This is a genomic window from Aquimarina algicola (assembly GCF_006443095.1).
Classification (GTDB): Bacteria; Bacteroidota; Bacteroidia; order Flavobacteriales; family Flavobacteriaceae; genus Aquimarina; species Aquimarina algicola.
Window position 1 is genome coordinate 33,954 of the sequence record NZ_VFWZ01000006.1, and the last position, 20,590, is coordinate 54,543.

At 32.7% G+C, this 20,590-nt stretch carries 13 protein-coding genes; 8 read left to right on the forward strand and 5 right to left on the reverse strand.

Going from position 1 to position 20,590, the window contains the following annotated elements; all coding sequences use genetic code 11:
- Positions 1-41: 41 nt before the first annotated feature.
- From FHK87_RS18140 to FHK87_RS18165, 5 genes are all read right to left on the reverse strand, one after another.
- On the reverse strand, positions 42-602 hold the full coding sequence (locus tag FHK87_RS18140; RefSeq protein WP_140595193.1) for a hypothetical protein: 561 nt from the start codon (positions 600-602) through the stop codon (positions 42-44).
- A gap of 185 nt (positions 603-787) precedes the next feature.
- Positions 788-1,162, reverse strand: a complete 375-nt coding sequence (locus FHK87_RS18145; protein WP_140595194.1) for a hypothetical protein — start codon at positions 1,160-1,162, stop codon at positions 788-790.
- Positions 1,163-1,725: 563 nt separating this feature from the next.
- Positions 1,726-2,007 carry a hypothetical protein gene (locus FHK87_RS18155; RefSeq protein WP_140595195.1) on the reverse strand — a complete coding sequence of 94 codons (282 nt, stop codon included), beginning with the start codon at positions 2,005-2,007 and terminating at the stop codon, positions 1,726-1,728.
- A gap of 2 nt (positions 2,008-2,009) precedes the next feature.
- Positions 2,010-6,626 carry a DUF6443 domain-containing protein gene (locus FHK87_RS18160; RefSeq protein ID WP_140595196.1) on the reverse strand — a complete coding sequence of 1,539 codons (4,617 nt, stop codon included), beginning with the start codon at positions 6,624-6,626 and terminating at the stop codon, positions 2,010-2,012.
- A gap of 7 nt (positions 6,627-6,633) precedes the next feature.
- Positions 6,634-10,029, reverse strand: a complete 3,396-nt coding sequence (locus FHK87_RS18165) for a hypothetical protein (RefSeq protein WP_140595197.1) — start codon at positions 10,027-10,029, stop codon at positions 6,634-6,636.
- Between the two features lie 369 nt (positions 10,030-10,398).
- On the opposite strand from FHK87_RS18165, the gene FHK87_RS18170 reads away from it, so the two are divergent.
- The 8 genes from FHK87_RS18170 (at position 10,399) to FHK87_RS18205 (ending at position 20,512) form a co-directional block, all read left to right on the forward strand.
- Positions 10,399-10,662 (forward strand): SET domain-containing protein, encoded by a 264-nt coding sequence (locus tag FHK87_RS18170; RefSeq protein ID WP_140595198.1) that lies wholly within the window; start codon positions 10,399-10,401, stop codon positions 10,660-10,662.
- A 767-nt stretch (positions 10,663-11,429) separates the two neighbouring features.
- Complete coding sequence (locus FHK87_RS18175) at positions 11,430-12,572, forward strand: aminotransferase class V-fold PLP-dependent enzyme (RefSeq protein ID WP_140595199.1); 1,143 nt, start codon at positions 11,430-11,432, stop codon at positions 12,570-12,572.
- A 117-nt stretch (positions 12,573-12,689) separates the two neighbouring features.
- Positions 12,690-14,420: a helix-turn-helix domain-containing protein gene (locus tag FHK87_RS18180; protein ID WP_140595200.1), complete on the forward strand. Its 1,731-nt coding sequence runs from the start codon at positions 12,690-12,692 to the stop codon at positions 14,418-14,420.
- Between the two features lie 119 nt (positions 14,421-14,539).
- Positions 14,540-14,725, forward strand: a complete 186-nt coding sequence (locus FHK87_RS18185) for a hypothetical protein (RefSeq protein ID WP_140595201.1) — start codon at positions 14,540-14,542, stop codon at positions 14,723-14,725.
- 294 nt (positions 14,726-15,019) lie between these two features.
- Positions 15,020-15,544 (forward strand): RNase A-like domain-containing protein, encoded by a 525-nt coding sequence (locus FHK87_RS18190; RefSeq protein WP_140595202.1) that lies wholly within the window; start codon positions 15,020-15,022, stop codon positions 15,542-15,544.
- A gap of 86 nt (positions 15,545-15,630) precedes the next feature.
- Positions 15,631-15,909: a hypothetical protein gene (locus tag FHK87_RS18195; protein WP_140595203.1), complete on the forward strand. Its 279-nt coding sequence runs from the start codon at positions 15,631-15,633 to the stop codon at positions 15,907-15,909.
- A gap of 56 nt (positions 15,910-15,965) precedes the next feature.
- A complete protein-coding gene (gene mfd / locus FHK87_RS18200) occupies positions 15,966-19,325 on the forward strand; it encodes a transcription-repair coupling factor (protein ID WP_140595204.1) in 3,360 nt (1,119 codons plus the stop codon).
- 287 nt (positions 19,326-19,612) lie between these two features.
- Positions 19,613-20,512, forward strand: a complete 900-nt coding sequence (locus FHK87_RS18205; protein ID WP_226294316.1) for a helix-turn-helix domain-containing protein — start codon at positions 19,613-19,615, stop codon at positions 20,510-20,512.
- Positions 20,513-20,590 lie beyond the last annotated feature (78 nt).

The window sequence follows — 20,590 nt, forward strand, 5'->3', positions numbered from 1 at the left end:
GAGATTGAATATTGATCTCGCTTTTTTTATTAAAAATTGTATTAGTGTATATCATCAGGATAAGCCAACCATTCTTTTGGCACTTCTAAAACCTTATAATAGCCCAAAACCCTCCAATCTTCTCCTCCTGAACCATATTTCATAATTAATGTATCATTAGATACTTCAAAACTTGTTTTAACAAAACTACCACAATTCATAGTTGTATAGTTCATGATTACATTCTTTTTATGATCTATTACAAACCCAATATCTCCATTAACAGGATTAAACGACGCTTTATTAATAATAGGATCATTACCAGTTAATCTGTATATATACATATTACCTGAATCATAAAACCTATAATATGTTTTGCTATTTTTTTTAAAAACTAATGTATCCTCAATTTCATCATAATAATATCCTAAATCCTGATACACTGCATCTGTTCGTATTTCTTTATCATTCGGGTTGATACGCTTTTTTAAATATTTTTTATATAGCTGTTTACTCCTAAGTCCAGTTCCTCCTATGCTTCCTGTATGATCACAAATATTAAAAAAACCACAAGAAGATAAACAAAACATAGAAAACACAACTAAACAAAATTTATTTACCATAATGTAAACTGGTTTGGAGATTTGTATTGGAAATAAGTGGTCGATACCCTTTCTTTTTATTTTCCTATGCATTTGCACAAAATACCAGTTTCATTTTTTTGAAACTGGTATTTTATCATTGTACTTATACTTTATATAACTTTGACAGTACTCGACATAGACAAGCGCTAGCGGGGGAGTTAACTTTATAACTTATGTTTCCATCTTACAAAGGTATAGAAAAAGGTAGAGTTTACAGGTAATTGAAAACCCCAGCATTCTTCAATTAAACCATCTCTATACAGTTTTATCTTTTTCTCATTAGAATCTATCACTAAAGAATCATTTATCCTTATTAAAAATAATCGATTCATAATGACTTCTGCTTTTTTATCTTGTATAATACATAAATAAGATTTATATTCATTTCTTACATCGTATGTGTCTGTATCAGATGTGGAGACATCAAGAGTCACTATTCCAGCACCATTAGAAATATGTATTTTCTCTTTAACTATACCGGAAAAAGAAATATCAAATTCTCTAAAATATTTTTCCTGATTCACAAGTGAAACATTCATTTTATTAAAATAAAAATATAACGGGATTATAATTAATGTAAAAAAAAATAAAACTATAGTTATTATTTTAAAAAATTTCATCATTATTTTAAAATTGAATGATTTAAATGGTTCACTTGCTGGCGCAAGTTTGTAACTTGTGACTAATGTAATCATTTTGATAATCCCAATAACATTACATCACTATCAATTATTAAAGTAGTATGGTTGCCATTATAGTTTCTGGCACTACTATATTTCCAGTCTGTAGGATCAATCACAAAACCAGACTCAACCGGATTGTTATGAATACAATCTATTTTTCTCTAACAAAAACATCAATCTAATACACAGTTGCAAAACTTACAAAGTATAATCCTTACTTGTTATGAAATTTATAATTTCTACTCATCTAAGCAAAATACCAGTTTCAAAAAACGAAACTGGTATTTTTATTCGTAATCATACTATTTCTTATATTGATATAGCACCAGTTACAAACTGGCGCTAGCGGGGGATCTACAAAAAAGAATGATATAAAAAAACCGCCACTTTGGGCGGTTTTCGTTTTTATCGCCTTTAATTTAGAATGGAATTAGTTCCATTTGACCTAAACTATATAAGATTATAATTAAAATAATAGATATAATAATTTCTTTATTGGTTTTAATAAATTTCTTTTTCCAAAACAAAAGGAGAACTCCTAACAATTGGATTATTAAAGGTATTAAAAGAATATAAGGGATATATTTCTCACTTGAAGCACTTGCTCCAATTCCAAATAGGAAAAAAACTAATACACTCATCATTCTTAATACTACAAATAATACTAAGTTGAGCACAACTAATATGATAATCTTTTTCATTATTATTTTTCTTTATAAGTAAATTCAATACCTAAATTCTCTAAGGTCTTTTTAAATTTATCAATAGCTGATTGATTAACACCATCACTACTAGAAACTGCAGAAAGAAAGGCCTTTAATTCTTTATTAAAAGAAGCGTTTTTATGAGACGTTGCGACATTTCCAACCTTTGAATGAACATTATCTGCTCCTTCAATATCATTCCCTGATAATCCATCAGATACGTGACTTATAGCAAAAGTTGAAACCCCATCTACAGCATTAATTGAATTAGATTGATGTGGTGCTAAGTTTAAAGAATACTCGATAACATTATTAGCATCTGCAAATAATTCTGAATTTTCTCGAATATATTCCATAAGTCTACGTGTATATCCTTGTCCAAATGCTCCTCCTCGACTATGGGTGTAAATTTGAATTTTTTCAGTGATTTTACCTGTTTCTGGATCTCTTTCTAATTTTGCTATGATATTATCAATATCTTTCCCTGCCGCAGAATATCCAGCTTGATTTCTACTTCCTGCTGATACAGCGTATTTTTCACCTGTTCTAGGGCCTCTCGCATATTCATAAAAACTAGATTTATAACCTCGATCACCATCAACATAATGAAATTGTCCACCTGGATTCGCTATACCTGATCCTTTTATAGTAGCTATAATTTCGGTGTCCCAATATGATTGATCTCCTCTTTCAGAATCACTACTAACTCTACCATTAATTAAAATAGGTAACTCTCCATCTAAATCTAAATATACAATAGGGGAATTTAACGCATAAACATACTGTGAGGAAGATTCTAAAACATCAGCAGCAGGATCAATATTCATCCAACGACCTATTGAAGCGTTATAGTTTCTAGCCCCAAAGTCCAACCATTCTAAACCAAGTTCGTTCTGTTCCTCTTTCCCATTATATCCGTAAGGGTGTTCGCGTCCAGTAATAGTATTATTATAACCGCGATGTTCCAACCCAAAAGGATAATAATTATTTTCTTCGATAATCTCATCTTGTGTGATTGTACCGTCTTTATCAGCATCTTTATAAGACAATCTAATATTACCTAAGTGATCTTTGTATTGGTAAATGTAGTCAAACCCAGTAGTTGAAGGTTCTATATAGCCTTCGGGATGGTTAAAAAACTCTAAATCTCCATTGTTATAGATATAATTACCCGCATATATTGTGTTACTAGTTCTAGTTCCATTTTCTGTAATAATCTTTTGCAATTTTACTCCAGTGGCATCATAAATATAGCGGATATACTTTCTGGCAGAATCAACATTAACTCGAGTAGGTAAATTCAAATGGTTATATACGATGCCTGTTATATTTTTATTAAAATCCATAATCATATTCCCATTAGCGTCGTAGCGATAATCTTCTTGTTGATCGTTATTTGTTTTATACCCATAGTTTGTATCTCCTAAATCGAATACTTGCTGTAATTGGTTTCCGGCATTGTAATTGTAAAACAAGTTATCCATCAATCCAAAAGCACTTGCCTGATCGTTAATATGCCCATATCGGGTTAATTGCTCGATATTACCTGCCTTATCATATACAATCCCTGAAACAGTATATCGATCGTCACCACTGTCTGCTTTTGTAATTCGATTCAACGCATCATAGTGGTAGGTGTATGATCGTAAAACATTATCATTGGCAGTTTTCCAAATGATTTCACTGATATTACCATTATATAGTGCTACGGCATCAGGTTTTTGAGTAGGTAAGGTATAATTAATTTGAAATGAAAACAAATGATCTGTCAGATTATTTATATCATTAATCCCTTTTAACCAACCTCTTACATTATAGGTATAATCTACCTCTTGTAATCCATTTCCGGTTTGATTTACAGATCCCCCTACTCGTTTAGATATGAGTTGTCCTAATTCATCATATTCATTACTAGAAATTATTTCACCATCGCTATCATTGATAGTTTGAATTTGGGTAAGTAGCCTACCCATATGATCATAGGTAAAAGAGTCAATAGTGACTATAGGTGTATTGCTATCTTTGGTATGAGTAATTTTGGTTTCTTCTAATCTTCCTATAAAGTCTAGCTTATTTTCTGTAATATCAATTGTATGTAGATGCTCATTTTTACTAGCTATATAAATTGGTCTTGCCTTTTTATCATAATACGTTACCGAAGTAATCCAATTATTTGTGTCTAATACTTTTATTTTGCTACCTGTAGCTAGAGATTGGGGTCTGTCATTAATCGTTTCTTCATAAACTGTACTTGGAGTATTAAGTCCTCCTTTATCAAAATTATAATTATCATAATAATTGATGGTTAAAGTTTCACCGGTTGCCACTTTTGGAAACCCGCCATCATTATAATTCATGGCAACACTTCCAAGAGTTATTTCATTACCTTTTTCTACCCATAACTTGCCGGTAAAAGCAGTAGCTTCTGCCTGTATCGTTTCTCTATCTCTAACATCTGTTAACTTTCCTGTATAGGCAACTCTTCTAAACGCATCATATTTGGTATATAGCCAGGTAGATTTTGCCTTTAATAAGGCATCTTGCGTCATAATAGGCTGATCAAGTTTATTATATACAATAAATTCCCATCCCTTGCCCGGGATTTTCTTTTCAATTAGTCGATTTCGATAATCATATTTATATTGGTATGATAATTCATCGAGTTCTTCTTGATTTACCCCATCATTAGTGTTGACTCTTGGAGGTAGTACATAAGTAAGATTATCAAAATCATCATAAACATAGTAGGTGTCATAAGGAATGTTCTCATTATAGGTACGTTTCAAGACTACCCTGTTTTGCTTATCTGTATATTCTTTGGTGGTATGATCATTAGCAAATGCTTGATCCGGTTGCCAATTCTCGTCTTTGGTAATGGTTACGTATAACTGATTCGCTTCATAATCCCCTTGTTTTGTTAATTCAGGTTTTTCGGTATCATTATTTGTAAATGTTACCGTAAAATAAGGAATTTGATTTGCCGCATTGGTTTCCCAATCATATTTGATAGTGTGATCTTTATCACTATTGAGGTTAGCTTTCCATGATTTACCGGGAGCTCCTTGTTCTTTTACTCTATTTAATGGAGAAGGTTCAAAAACATTTTCAGAATAAGCATTAACTTCACCCGTCACCATTCCGATAAAATCATCACCATATTTATTTTTATAATAAGAATTGATATCAGTATTAACATCTACTATTTTATACCCTGCAGAAGGAACATTTCTTCTTTCAAAAGGCAAGTATTCTTTTGACTGTCTACCATAGTTATCATAATCGATATGAGTAACAATATCTTTAATGCTGGGAGATGCTTTAATAGCTATTTGTTGTTTGGGTCTCCCTAAACCATCAAAATAAACAATACTCTCAATTACTTGTTCATGAGAAGTGATTTGATCCGAAGAAATCATAGGTTCTTGAAATATTCTTGTTAGTATATGATTTTCAGGAGAATAAATACACCCTTGGAATTCTCCAAAAACATCCGGACAAACATCATCTGCATTCGCTACATATCCTTGAGGTTGATCACAAGAAAGTATACTATCATTAGGGTTACCAAAACCATCACCGTCTATATCACTATACCATTCTGCAGGAGGAACTATTCTATAATTTATAGCCCTACTTACGCTCCAACATTTATTCGTAGTATTATATGCTCTCAAATAATAAATATTTCCTGAAGTTTTTGTAATGGATTTACTAGAGTTAGAAGTGTCTTCACTATCAGGGGAATCATGCCAATACCATACGATTCCGTTTGGAGGTTCATTTCGAGTTAATACTGTGCTATTACAATTTTCTTTAATAGTAGGTACTTGAGGTATATCAGGCTTATCATTAATCGTGTAGTTTATTCTTCTAGCCCTGCTCCAACAGCCTGTATTATGTTGTCTTGCTCTAAGGTAATAGACATTACCACTTGTTAATGTTATACTTTTTTTTATGTTCCCAATTGGTATTTCTGTTCCTTCAAAAGAATCTTGCCAGAACCATGATACACCACCAGGAGCTGTACCCATAGTTAACACCACACTTTCGCAATTATAGGAAATTGAAGGAGGAGAAGGAATGTCAGGAACTACATTTTCATCAATATCGCCATCACAATCATTATCTACACCATCACAAAGCTCTGTTGCAAAAGGATGGACATTAGGGTTTTCATCATTACAATCTCTTTTGTCTAGTATATATCCAGACGGTTGTGTGCTTGATATTTTTGTAACGTTGACATCTCCATATCCATCTCTGTCTTTATCTCTATACCAGGTTTTAGGTGTTCCTGTTTGGGATACTGCGAGTCCACTTGTAGATCCATTATTACTATAATCAATTAAAACACTTCTTCTATTACTCCCAGAATAGGGCTGGCAGGTAACTTGAATTCTATCAATAGTTACCTGTCTTATCGTTAACCATGAAGGAACATTACTAAAAAATATTTGTCCGATACAGTCATTATTAATATCTAGATATACTGTACCACCTCCATTAGCAAAAGAAACTGTAGATGGGGTTAAAGTACATCTTGCATTTATCTGATGGGTAGTAAATATCGTAATTAATAGTATCCATAAAAACGTATATTTCGTATAAGTATTCATAAGGTAATTAGTTTTTATAGTAGTATTTGTATTCAGTTATTAAGTTATTATTTACATCGCGTACTTCTTTTAGTTGATTAAAATCATCATATATGTAGTATGTGATATATCCTTTGGGATCAGTCAAACTAGTCATGCCAACCAATGGATCATATGTATAAGTGGTGATCATTGCATCTTTTAAATCTTGATGATTCCTTAGATTCTCTAAAGAAGAGATACTAGTTTCATTAAAGTTTTGTAAATCTGATGCTGTAATCCCTAATGCATCTGCCAACTGTGTGAAAGTAGCATTTTCAATTTTTGCCACTGGATACATTCGGTCATAACTCCAAATATAGCTGGTGGTTACCCCATTATTCCTCTTGTGCTGCAATAAGTTTCCGTTACTATCGTATTTTTCATAACGGATGCGTTCTTCAAGGGGCGTATTTGCTTTGGATGTCTCAACCGAAGTTTGAAGGGCTAAATTAGAAGTAGAAGGAGTCGCAGAGTAATTAAGTAATCTTGCAGATTGTAGTATCTCTGTCGAACTTCCCTCTTTTTTAAGATAGTTTTCTGTTTTTATTGGGATGTTAATTCTATACTGTTGGTTAAGTACATGAGATGTAGCAAATAGATCTGGTGGGTATTGACTTTTGGTAATTCTCTCATCATTACCACTTTCTATCAACACTGTCTTAGTAGGCATATAATGCTTATTACTTTCGTAGAAATATTGGGCAGTAGTATTTACTTCTTTTCCTTTAAAATAATCCTTGGTAGTTTCAGATTCGAGTCGCACCCAATCCGGGCGTAGTTGATAATGCGTCATAGGTAAGCCCAGGATAACATTGCTAATTTGGATGCCTCGAGAGATAAAATCTCCAAAAGTAATGGTATAGTTATAGAATTTTTGCTTCAGTAGTGTATTGTCTTCACTATAATAATGCTCGGATAGTAACTTACCTGCTAGTGATGTTTGGATTAAAGGTTTAGGAGGAAAAATCTCAAATCCTTGATATCCGGATGCAGTCGAATATGTTTGTGGTGGTTGATAATTATACTGTGTTTTACCTTCTCCTGTAATTTCTGTTACTTTATTGTAAGCAATATGCGAACCTGCAAAATCCAAAGTAAATGGATCACTCGTTGAAAATAAAAAGAATTTTCCTGAACTATAAAACCTTTTAAATTCAGTTATGGCATCTGCTAAAGCGCCTTCATTTCCAAAGGCGTCGTAATAACGCCAACCAAAAAGATCTCTAGAGATATCATAGTCAAAGTGGTATTGAAATTTGGGGTTAAAAAGTAATGTAGCCTTATCATATTCATAACGGTTTGATTTTAAAATACTCCCATCAGCGTCTAAAAAGTTGACCTGTTTTACTCGTAGCCCCCCTACATAATAATCAGATTCTACAGCAGGTATGGTTTCAAACTTTTCTATCTTTACAGAAGACATATAACAAAGCGAAGCTTTACCACTTACTCCATATCCATACACTTTGATTTTGTAGGTTTTTCCCTGAGTTAAATTCTCTAAGCTTTTTATGTAAGTCTCTCTACCATTATTAATGGCATTGCCTACAGTAGAATATCCATACCCAATTTTAACCTGATTAGTAACCGGATCTATGATTTGAAAGGCAGGACCGGTAGAGGCTCCACAACTTCCAGGACTTGAGTATTCCCAAGTATTCTCTGTAAGTGAGGCGCGAACACGATATTTGGAAGGACTACCTGTCATAACAAAATTAGTTTCCTTTACTATCGAAGTTTCACCATCTGGAGTACCACTACCAGTATCACGCCCCGTTTGAATTACCCAGCCTTCTCTAGTAAAAGTTCGGGTGTCATTTTTATGCACTTCGTAATCAAACATTACACTACCTTTAGTAGGATATACGATCTTGTTTAGTGTTCCTGCTTTAGTGTACTCAGGATATACTTTACGATCACCACTTTTACTAAACGGTTCGTTTTTTTCCGGGTATAAACTTCCATTATTATTTTCTCCATTATAGTACCCCCATTTATCCTTAGCGAATGATAATCTTGGAGGTAATGCATTGGTTTCATCATAAAAGAATTCGTGAGTCTTCTTTTCACCAGTAGTACAAGAAATTTCATCGAGTGAAACTAATTTTAAACGTCTTTTACTGGAAGGGTCTGTTGTATCCCCGTATATATTGGTCTCAATAGGTTCTGTCCCTGATACAAAATAAGAATGGTTAAGCTTGAACCTTTTGACACAATTACCTTTATGGGTCACAATAATTTCATCGATCTTTTGTGGTGTAGCCCCTATATTAAAAACATCTGTTCTGTTTGAAGTGTTAAATAATATCTCTGTGTCACCAGCTATAATCTTCTTAATAACAGGAGATCGATAATTGAGTTGTGTAGTTACTCTCGCCTCATTGCTACTCGTATTTATAAATTGTTCCATTGCCTGATCATAAGCATTTATTGGATTTTCTCCATAAGCACATCCGCTAGCTCCAGAGCCATTATATGTAAAACAAAATTGAAAAGTCCTGCTGGAAACAATAGCACTTCGATACGTATTCTCAATATATTCAAATGATATCGATCTGTTGGTTGCCGGATTATCAATGCGGCTCATATACCATGCATTATCTTGCCAGTTTGTTGGGTTGACCCCAAAATTGGTAGTACAAGATTTTTCAATTGCATTTTCTTGATTTCCATATGTCATCTTTAATCCGTTAGAACCAGTAATAGTCCATTTGGTAAACCTAGGTCGTACAGATGTAGTATAGGTTTCTCTTATTTTATAATCATTAGCATCATGAAGGATTGGGGTACGGTTTTCATCAAAAAAGAATTTTCCTAAATTACCTAATCCACTAAATGAAAATAAATCCGGTTGTGTGTCTAATTGTCCTGTAGCTACATCTTGCGAGAATGGCCCTATAGTTTGACCTGCTTGTATAGGGGATAAAGATTTTAAAGCACTCAAATCTTTAAGTCCATAATTTTGATAATATCCTCTAGTTTCAACAATACCATTTTGTGGTACTGCATAATGATTCCCTTCATCGTAAGTGCCCTTTACAATTCTGGATACAGACCCTCCTACATTCAAAGACCATTTTAGCCCTACATTACTGGCGAGGTCTTCTACTTTTATGCCACTGGCATCATAAGATAGGGTAATAGGAACTTTCATGCCCCCATATTCAATAGTATATATAGGAATTGAAATTTGAGGGGTACCAGTATTCAGGCTTATAGGCAAACTTATATATTTCCCTAAATATGCTGTTTCCGGGGTTTGAGGTTTGAGTAAAAGATCAGGGTTTTCGAAATCATTTTGAGCAACCCCTAAAGTTGTGGTAAGAAGTAAAACAAAGATGATGATGCTTTGATTCCTTCCAATCTTAAATCTATTTTTCATATTGACTGATAGGTGTTAGTTTTTTATAAATAATTGTTACAGATACTTTCTTAAAAAAAGGGAAGGGATTATAGTTTCTCCAATTACAATATTAAACCTTGCGAGTTCCATTTTTCGGGACTCTGATTTTTTTAATGTTAATTTTTTGTTATAATTCTTTAGCCTTATATCGATAACTCTTCTATATAAAATCCAAATGTAAACCTCGCCGCTTTGTCATATACATAGCTTTGTAAGCTTGCATTATACGATATCGGTGCATCCAGCATTTTCATCAAAGCAATGATGCAATATAACTTTGTACGAGAGATCGCTAAGCGTGCTGCCAGCTGCTCAGGGGTGCCTGTACGCTGTAAGTAAAATAATCAGTTGATCAATACGACGGATAAGGTCTATAGTGGCTATAAAAACAGTCATAAAATAGCTGAATATATATCATGTAAGGGTACTTCTTCAGTAGGGTACCCTACTGAAGAAGTACCCCCTCCTACTGCTATACAGGGATGGGGTACACATCTTGTAGGAACACCCGGTAGCTATGCAGGTTGGGGTACTGCATTTGTTAAAGATCCATGTAGATTTGTTAAAGCGCTCAGCGCATTTGTTAAAGAACCCGGTCGTTTTGTACGATGACCCACTGCGTTACTACCTCAGAGGGCAATAATCGCAGGTTTGATAGCAGTTTAAGAGGTGCTTTGTGCATTATCAGCAAGGCTATAATATAGATAGCAATTTTAAAAAATCAATTCATAAAATTTAGAGACGTGTCCTTATAAAAAAATGAAATCACTCTGGGCGAAGACACAAGAATTTGATTAGAAAACAACTTCAATTTTGAGACAAGCTTCGAAGTATTTAAATCTCAATTATCAAGTAATGTTGCTTTGTTCATACATTATTAGAAATGTCGTTTTCCCATATCCCAATAGACATTTTCAAAGCTGTAATCGTTTTTAAAAATTCCCCCGTGATATCACGGGAGAATTTAAAACTGCAAAAAATTCAGCTAATTGCCGAAATAGTTGTGATGAGACTTCCTCATCTTTTCTAACTTCTATACCTGAAATGCCTACCCACGACTTCATACAGAATAAAAGCTAGATATTGTAAAATGTTCATCATTGCAAATTTTGGTTGATCACCAAATCTCATTATTGCAAAACGTTTTCACATGGCAATATTAATACATGCCAGTTTCATTTTTCGGGACTGGCGAAAAAAACTATTTTTTTTTCTTATTCCCATTAATATATGTTAGCAACAGGAGAAATGTTACCCTCTTTTTTTAAAAAAAATATGGACTAATTGTATTTTAATTCACTACATCCCCTAATATCAGTGGTATCAAATATTAAAAATTAGGAGACAAATTTTTATTTTTACTTAATTAAACACAAATCATGCAAAATCAAAAACATCTTTTTGACCTTACTCAAAGTGTAACATATCTTAATGGGGCATATATGTCTCCACAATTAAAATCGGTAACCCAAATTGGTTTAGAGAGTATAACATTAAAATCAAAACCCGAAAAAATAACTCCTGAGGATTTCTTTTCGCAAAAAGAAATTTTGAAACAACGATTTGCTACCTTGATAGAAGCACCTGATTTTAAAAATACTGCGATTATCCCTTCGGTTTCTTACGGTATTGCTAACGCTGCAAATAATGTCCCCATCCATAAAGGAGATGAAATTATATTAGTTGATGAGCAATTTCCAAGTAATGTATATATCTGGAAAGAAGTTGCTAAACAAAATGAAGCTAGTATCAAAATTATAAAACCTCCAATGCAACTAAAAGATAGAGGCAAAATATGGAATCAAAACATACTAGATGCTATTACTTCAAAAACTGCTGTAGTTGCTATGCCCCACATACACTGGGCAGATGGCACTCTATTTGATCTCAAACTCATTAGAGAAAAAACACTTGCTGTGAATGCCATGCTAATTATCGATGGTACACAAAGTATAGGTGCTTTGCCTTTTTCTATACAAGAAGTAGCCGTAGATGCCCTTATATGTGGAGGGTATAAATGGATGCTCGGTCCTTATTCTATAGGTATGGCATATTACAGCGACGCTTTTAATACCGGTACCCCTATCGAACATAATTGGATGAATCGATATAACAGTGAGGACTTTACAGGGCTTACCCAATATGAAGATCGTTATCAAGAGAAAGCTGCAAGGTATTCTGTAGGCGAAAGCAGTAACTTTGTGCTCGTTCCTATGCTCACCAATGCTATTGAACAGCTCATCGAGTGGACGCCTGCTTCAATACAAAAATATTGTCAGGATATTTCTATTGAAACTGTTGAACGGCTAAGGGATTTAGGATGCTTTATTGAGCAAGATCAATATCGATCTCATCATTTATTTGGGATCTATTTTCCTGATACTATTGATATCGAAGCCATTAAACTCAAATTAAAAAAAGAGAATATAATGGTTTCCTTTAGAGGAAAAGCTATGCGTGTATCACCTAATGTATATAATACCGAAGAAGATTTTAAACATTTGATCAACTGTTTTGAATAGAGACATTGATTCAATTTATGCCATAAAATTTGCCTTTTGCTCAAAATCTGGTAGTTAAACCAGATTTTTTTCTTATCTAAATCTGTAGATTTGTTTTTATAAAAATATAAATTTCATATGCTATTTTATTATGGTCTTACTAAAGTAAATGCTGCAAAACATTTATATTTTATACTCATTTTATTATTGAATAGTATATCAATCTTTGCTTTTCAATCTGATAATGATAGTTTGCGTACTAAAAAATATGAGTATCTAACAGATAAAGTATTCCAAAATGCTAAAGACTCTTCTATAGCAATCATATATGCTCGATCTTATCTTAATAAAGCAAAAGAAGACAATGATACTTTAAAAATAGCGAATGGATTTTATTATTTCTCAGGAATTATCAAAGACAAAGAGCTTACTGAAAAATATGTAGACAGCATGTTGCTGTATTCAAAAAATCTCAAAAACAAAACCTTTCCTGCGCTGGCTTATTTTTATAAAGCAAAAATTGAATACAATAAAGGGAATTATAAAAAAGCCTTGGAACTATATCTCAAAACAAATAAAAAAGCAGAAGAATTTGAAAACACCCATATTTTTTATGCCAGTAAAAAAAGTATTGGGATCATAAAAAGTAGAATTGGAGAACATGAAACATCACTATATGAGTTAAAAGAATGCTATCAATACTATTCAAAATTAAAATCAGAAAAACCAAGGACATATCTCAGCACTTTATTTGCCCTATCAGACGTTTATCATTTAAACAATAAACTTGATTCTGCATCAAAAATCAACCGTATGGGGTACAAAGAATCTGTATTTTTTGAGCAAAATGATTTCAGGTATTATTTCACACTAAACGAAGGGATTAATTTATTTAGTAAAAAAGACTTTATAGGAGCGCAAGATAGTTTGTCAGTTGCCATAAAAGAATTTAATAGCAATAACGACAAGGCAAATCTATCTATGGCATATTTTTATTTAGGTAAAACATTAGCTGCTTTAGGAGATGAAAAAAAATCAATTGAATCACATATCAAAGTAGATGAAATATTTCGGGAGACTTATGAAATAATGCCTAATAATCGAGAAAACTATGAGATTCTAATTAATCATTACAAAAAACAAGATGATAAGGATAACCAATTAAAATATATTCAGCAATTATTAAAAGTAGACAGTGTTCTAAACACTAATTACAAGTATCTTATAAAAACTATCATAAAAGAGTATGACACTCCTAAATTATTATCAGAAAAACAAAAAATCATCACTAGTTTAGAAGATAAAAAACAGGTTTCAAATACTACAATACTAATACTACTGGGTGTTAGTATTTTACTTCTTATACTTTGGTTAATCAATAGAAATAAACAAAGGCAATATAAGAAGCGTTTCGAAGACTTATACAACAAACAAACGTCACAAAAAAAAGAACAACAACTATTAGAAAAAGAAAAACCATCACTTTCTATACCTCAAGAAATTATAAAAGACATCCTTAGTAAATTGACTGTATTCGAAAATGAATTAGGGTTTATTCAATCTAATCTTACAGTGCATAATTTGGCAAAAGAGTTTGGCACCAATTCAAAATATCTTTCAAAAATCATCAATACATACAAAAAAAAGTCTTTTAATTACTACATCAATGACTTAAGAATAGAACAATCAATCATACGACTCAAAACCGACTCTAAGTTCAGAAATTATACAATACGAGCAATTGCCAAAGAAATTGGGTTTAAAACTACCGATACCTTTTCTAAAGCATTTTACCGAAAAAACGGGATCTATCCATCATATTTCATAAAAGAATTAGAAAAACAATTAGAAACTGAAGAAATAAAATAAGTTGAACGTTTTTTAACACTCTGTTTTCTGGGAAAACAGGTTTACTTTCCAAAAAAACTAACTATTACTTTTTGTAATCAATTATATTTGAGCTTCACACATTTTAAATTTCAAATACAATGAAAAGAAAAAAGTTGAACCTAAAAAAAATAAAAATTACTCGATTAACACATTTACATACTATCAAAGGGGGAACCAATATGCTTAGTGAAAGTGAATGTTATCCTGAAACTAGACATCCATGCATACCAGATACTAAAACAGATGATGACCTTCTTTTTACAGAAGATGGTAGAGGAGGATAAACAGTGATGTTTTCAAAATATATGACCAAGCATCAAAAAAGTAGGCTAATAATCATTTATTGACCTATTAGCTTAACCGAGTATTGAAAACTATATCTCCTATATTGTGTTAAATACATTAAAAAAACATTATATAAATTTTCAAAATATAAGGGATATTGCCATCTGGTTAACTTTGATATAACCAAAGACTAACACTTTGATTATAAGCAATCGTGATTTTAATTCTACTTTAGCATTTATGTAACACAATTCTGGCCAGAGTTTTTTTAAAAATCTTTTAAAATTAAACTCATGAATCTCTTTAAACTAAAGTATTTTACTCGTTCATTACTTATTGGATTATTAGTCTCGTTATCTTTTATTTCTTGCGAAAAAGATGGTCTTTCTTCTGTAGATGAAATTCAACAGATCGAAAACAGTAACGATTCTTCGATACAACAAAAAGGCTCGGGATTTTTAAGGCAACAAGAAAGCCTTGGCGGGCATACCATAGAACGTCATATTGCAAAATCAACAGATTACCTTCGCAATAGATTAAATACAAGTTCAATAAGTGCAGCAAGTACTTTTTATGAATTAAATCAAGCTGGACAAGTAATTGTAAACGCTATTAATGCTAATAACAGCAGAGTAAACAGTTGGTTAAATAGTGGTAGCAGCCGATTAGTGCTAAGTTACACTCATTGGAGAAATATCGGTGTAGTTTTAAGACGCGGACAAAGCAATCCAACCCCTTCTAGGTCATTTAGAGTCATTTTACAAAAACGATCCAATGCGCCTAACGGGTATTATGTATTAACCTCATATCCTAATTAAAAAATCTATAGTAAAAGAACCTTAAAGCAAGTTATAAATCCTTATCTTTAAGGTTCTTTTACTTGTATAAATAAAACCTTAAGCTAATGCTAGAAATACAATATCCAAATGCGTTTCAATTTCTGACAGGATATTTTCCTGAGGCAGACTTAGAATATAAATCCGACGAAGACGTAGTTACTATTTTTATTGATGAAAATGCTTCAAATATCATAACTGATACCAAAGAAGAATTACAGAAACTTACCAATGACGAAACGATGTGGCAAGAAGCTGCAAACGAAGCCAATCGTCATTTTCAGGATACGCAAGAAATCGAGACTTGGCTAAAAACAATTTTTTCTTACTTTCCAGAAAACTTATAAAAGGCAATTTACCTAAAAGTCTAAAATAGTATATTTGCCAAAAAATTCTTTGCTTCGTGAGTGTGTCTTTAATCTCGCAAACTTTTTCAAAGTCTCTGCCAACTCAGAAACTAGAGAAAGCTATTGCCCAACATCAGGCAAAAATACATCTACAAGGATTATTAGGTTCTTCATTATCTTTTGCCATTTCCAATACTTTTTCGTCTGTAGAAAAGCCTTTTTTATGCATTTTTAATGATAAAGAAGAAGCTGCCTATTACCTTAATGATCTTGAGCAATTGCTTGGTGACAAAAATGTATTATTCTATCCCGGCAGTTATCGCCGACCTTATCAAATAGAAGAAACTGACAATGCTAATGTGCTGTTGCGAGCAGAAGTATTAAATAGAATCAACTCGCGTAAAAAACCTGCATTGATCATTACATATCCCGATGCCTTATTTGAAAAAGTAGTTACACGCAAAGAATTAGAAAAAAATACTTTAAAGATAGGGGTTAACGATACCTTATCACTGGATTTTGTAAATGAAGTGCTTTTTGAATATCATTTTCAACGAGTAGATTTTGTAACCGAACCTGGTGAATTCTCTGTACGTGGTGGTATCGTAGATGTGTTTTCGTTTAGTAACGATCAACCCTATCGTATTGAGTTTTTTGGTGATGAAGTGGATAGTATCAGAACCTTTGATGTAGAAACACAACTCTCTACAGATCAAATCAAAAAGATTACGATCATCCCAAATGTAGAAAACAAAGCCATGCAAGAAACCCGAGAAAGTTTCTTAAAATACATTTCAAGCAAAACCATTGTTTTTACCAAAGATATTGATTTACTATCGGCTCGACTTGATAAAAATTTTGAGAAAGCGCAACAAACTTTTGAAACGCTTTCTAAAGAGATCAAACACAGTTCTCCCGAAGAACTTTTTGCTACTGCCTCCCTTATCAAAAAGCAATTACTCGATTTTACTTTGCTCGAAATTGGAGACCGCCCTGTGACCAAAGCAGAATATGCAGTAAAATACAATACCAAACCCCAACCCTCTTTTAATAAACAATTTGATCTCTTGATCAACAACCTCAACGAGAATCATGATCAAGGATATAAGAACTATATTTTTTGTGTAAGCCAACAACAAGCTAAACGTTTTCATGATATTTTTGATGATGCTGATCTTGATGTAAAACAGTATGAAACTGTAGTTTTCTCAGCTTTTCAAGGTTTTATTGATCATGATCAAAAAATTGCATGCTACACAGATCATCAAATTTTTGAACGATACCACAAGTTTACGCTCAAGAATGGATATGCAAAAAAACAAGCCATTACCCTCAAAGAATTAACCAATCTAGAAGTGGGTGATTATGTTACACATATTGATCACGGAATCGGAAAATTTGGAGGTTTACAAAAAATTGATGTTGAAGGTAAACAACAAGAAGCCATCAAATTGATTTATGGAGAACGAGATGTACTATACCTAAGTATTCATTCTCTACACAAAATATCAAAATATAATGGCAAAGATGGTAGAGCCCCACAAATTTATAAATTAGGTTCTAAAGCCTGGAAAACACTAAAACAAAAGACCAAAGCCCGGGTAAAACATATTGCTTTTAATCTTATTCAGTTATACGCAAAGCGAAAATTACAAAAAGGATTTCAATATGCACCCGATAGCTATTTACAACATGAGCTCGAAGCTTCGTTTATCTATGAAGACACTCCCGATCAAAGTACTGCTACAGAAGCTGTAAAAGCTGATATGGAAAGTGAACGCCCTATGGATCGATTGATCTGTGGTGATGTAGGTTTTGGTAAAACCGAAGTTGCTATAAGAGCTGCTTTTAAGGCAGTAGACAATGGCAAACAAGTAGCAATACTTGTCCCCACAACGATTCTTGCATTTCAACATGCAAAAACATTTAGAGAACGACTCAAAGATTTTCCGGTGACGGTAGATTATGTAAACCGTTTTCGTACTGCAAAACAAAAACGAGAAACACTCGAAAACCTTGAAGCAGGCAAAGTAGATATTATTATTGGCACACATCAATTGGTTAACAAAAATGTAAAATTCAAAGACTTAGGATTACTTGTTATTGATGAGGAGCAAAAATTTGGAGTATCGGTCAAAGACAAGCTCAAAACAATCAAAGAAAATGTAGATACACTAACACTCACCGCTACACCAATCCCAAGAACATTACAATTCAGCCTTATGGCAGCACGGGATTTATCAACCATTACCACGCCTCCACCAAACCGATATCCTATAGAAACCAATGTGATACGGTTTAGTGAAGAAACAATTAGAGACGCGGTAAGTTATGAGATACAACGAGGTGGACAGGTATTTTTTATTCATAACAGAATCGAAAATATCAAAGAGGTTGCGGGGATGATTCAACGGGTAGTACCTGATGCAAAAATAGGAGTTGGTCATGGTCAAATGGAAGGCAAAAAATTAGAAAGTCTTATGCTTTCTTTTATGAAAGGTGAGTTTGATGTACTTGTCTCGACAACAATTATAGAAAGTGGGCTTGATGTACCTAATGCAAACACTATTTTTATCAATAATGCCAATAATTTTGGAGTATCAGACTTACATCAGATGCGTGGCCGTGTCGGACGAAGTAATAAAAAAGCATTTTGCTACTTTATCACTCCACCATACTCTGCCATGACTGAAGATGCCCGTAAGCGTATTACTGCTCTAGAACAATTCTCTGAATTGGGTAGCGGTTTTAATATTGCAATGAAAGACTTAGAAATAAGAGGTGCAGGTGATTTATTAGGTGGTGAACAAAGTGGTTTTATTAATGAAATCGGATTTGATACTTATCAAAAAATACTCAATGAAGCGATAGAAGAACTTAAAGAAAACGAATTTAAGGAGTTATATGAAGAGGAAGAAGGCGAAAAAGTATACCTAAAAGACACACAAATCGATACTGACTTTGAACTATTATTTCCAGATAATTACATTAATAATATTACAGAGCGCCTTAATCTCTATACAGAACTTAATAGCGTCAAAGACGAAGAAGGGCTTCAAGAGTATGAAAAAAGACTTATTGATCGCTTTGGAGAACTACCAGATCAAGCAACAGATTTACTAAATTCTGTTCGAATCAAATGGATTGCTACTTCAATAGGAATAGAGAAAATAATCCTTAAACAAGATAGAATGATTGGATACTTTATAAGCGATCAACAATCTGATTTTTATCAAAGTCCAATTTTCTCAAAAGTACTACAGTACGTACAAAAGCATCCCGGGAAATGTAAAATGAAAGAGAAAGATACCCGAAACGGACTACGATTATTACTCACTTTTGAAAATATCAACACAGTAAATAAAGCCTTAAAAGTCTTGCAACCTTTACAAAATAAAACCGAAACAGTTTCTTGATCATATAATATCAAAATTACGCACGTATCTGTTTTTTGCAGTTTTTTTCATTTTGTGAATCTATTATTATGAATTGAAAACAAGAATACGAATCCATCGCAAAGTGACCATTAATGTTAAAAAGATATTATATTTGGCATTAATCATAACCTGAATACAAATTATTTCTGGCTAAACACAAAAAGTATCAATCTTTCTAAAAGCCTATGTTTATTGATTTGTCGGGCTAATGTCGGGTGAAATACAGACTAAAAAATTTGAGAACCTATTTCTGAAAACTAATATTGATGAACAATTCAACAACAACTTCTCACTCTAATGAGAATCAAAAAAATGTATTCGTCATGAAACAACCAGAATTAGGTCAAAAGATTTCTGAACTTAGAAAATCAAGAGGATTAACCCAAGAAGAACTAGTAGAACAATGTAATATAAGTGTTCGAACAATACAGCGCATAGAAGCGGGTGAAGTATCACCAAGAAGTTATACGATAAAAACAATATTATCAGTATTAGACTACGGTTTAGATCAAATTAAATCTGAAGAATCCAAAGTATCTCAAGAATTTAAAAAACTCTTCTTACTTGAAATTGACAATCAAAAAGAAGCTAGTTTTTTAAATCGCCAATTAACCATAGCATGGATAAGCGGCATTGTTTATTTTGTGCTGGGGTTTGGTGAGCTTATCTTTGATTATTATAGGCATTTTGAGGAGGATATGATTGTTGGTAATACAGTATACAGTACCTTTAAACTCATTATTCTTACTTCTATTATTCTATTTATGAGAGGGTTTATACTCTCAGGAAAAATCTTCAAAAACTACTTACTTAGAATTATTGCATTTGTGATGATATGTATTGGTGTCCTCTTTTACATTTATGATATCATGTCTTTGTATTTTGGAGAATTTAATACCGAAATAATATTGGGTGCACAAGCGATTACTTATGGAGTGATTGGAGTTTTATTTGGAATTTCAATCATACGTTTACAAAATGCCATAGGAACTGTTGCAAAGGTCACCGGAATTTTTGAAATCACAACCTATGCCTGTATGCTTACTATTATATTGGCTTTTTTAGGATATATTCTCTTAACACCTACCATTATTTTAGAAGTTATTGTGCTTTATAAAGTGTCACAAATGCTAAAAGCAAAGCAAAAAGAACTTCATCTTTCATAATTCATTTTTCGACTTTTTAAAAAATCTATAATTCATCAAATTATACTTGATGAACAAGACATCTATGTCTAAATTTTA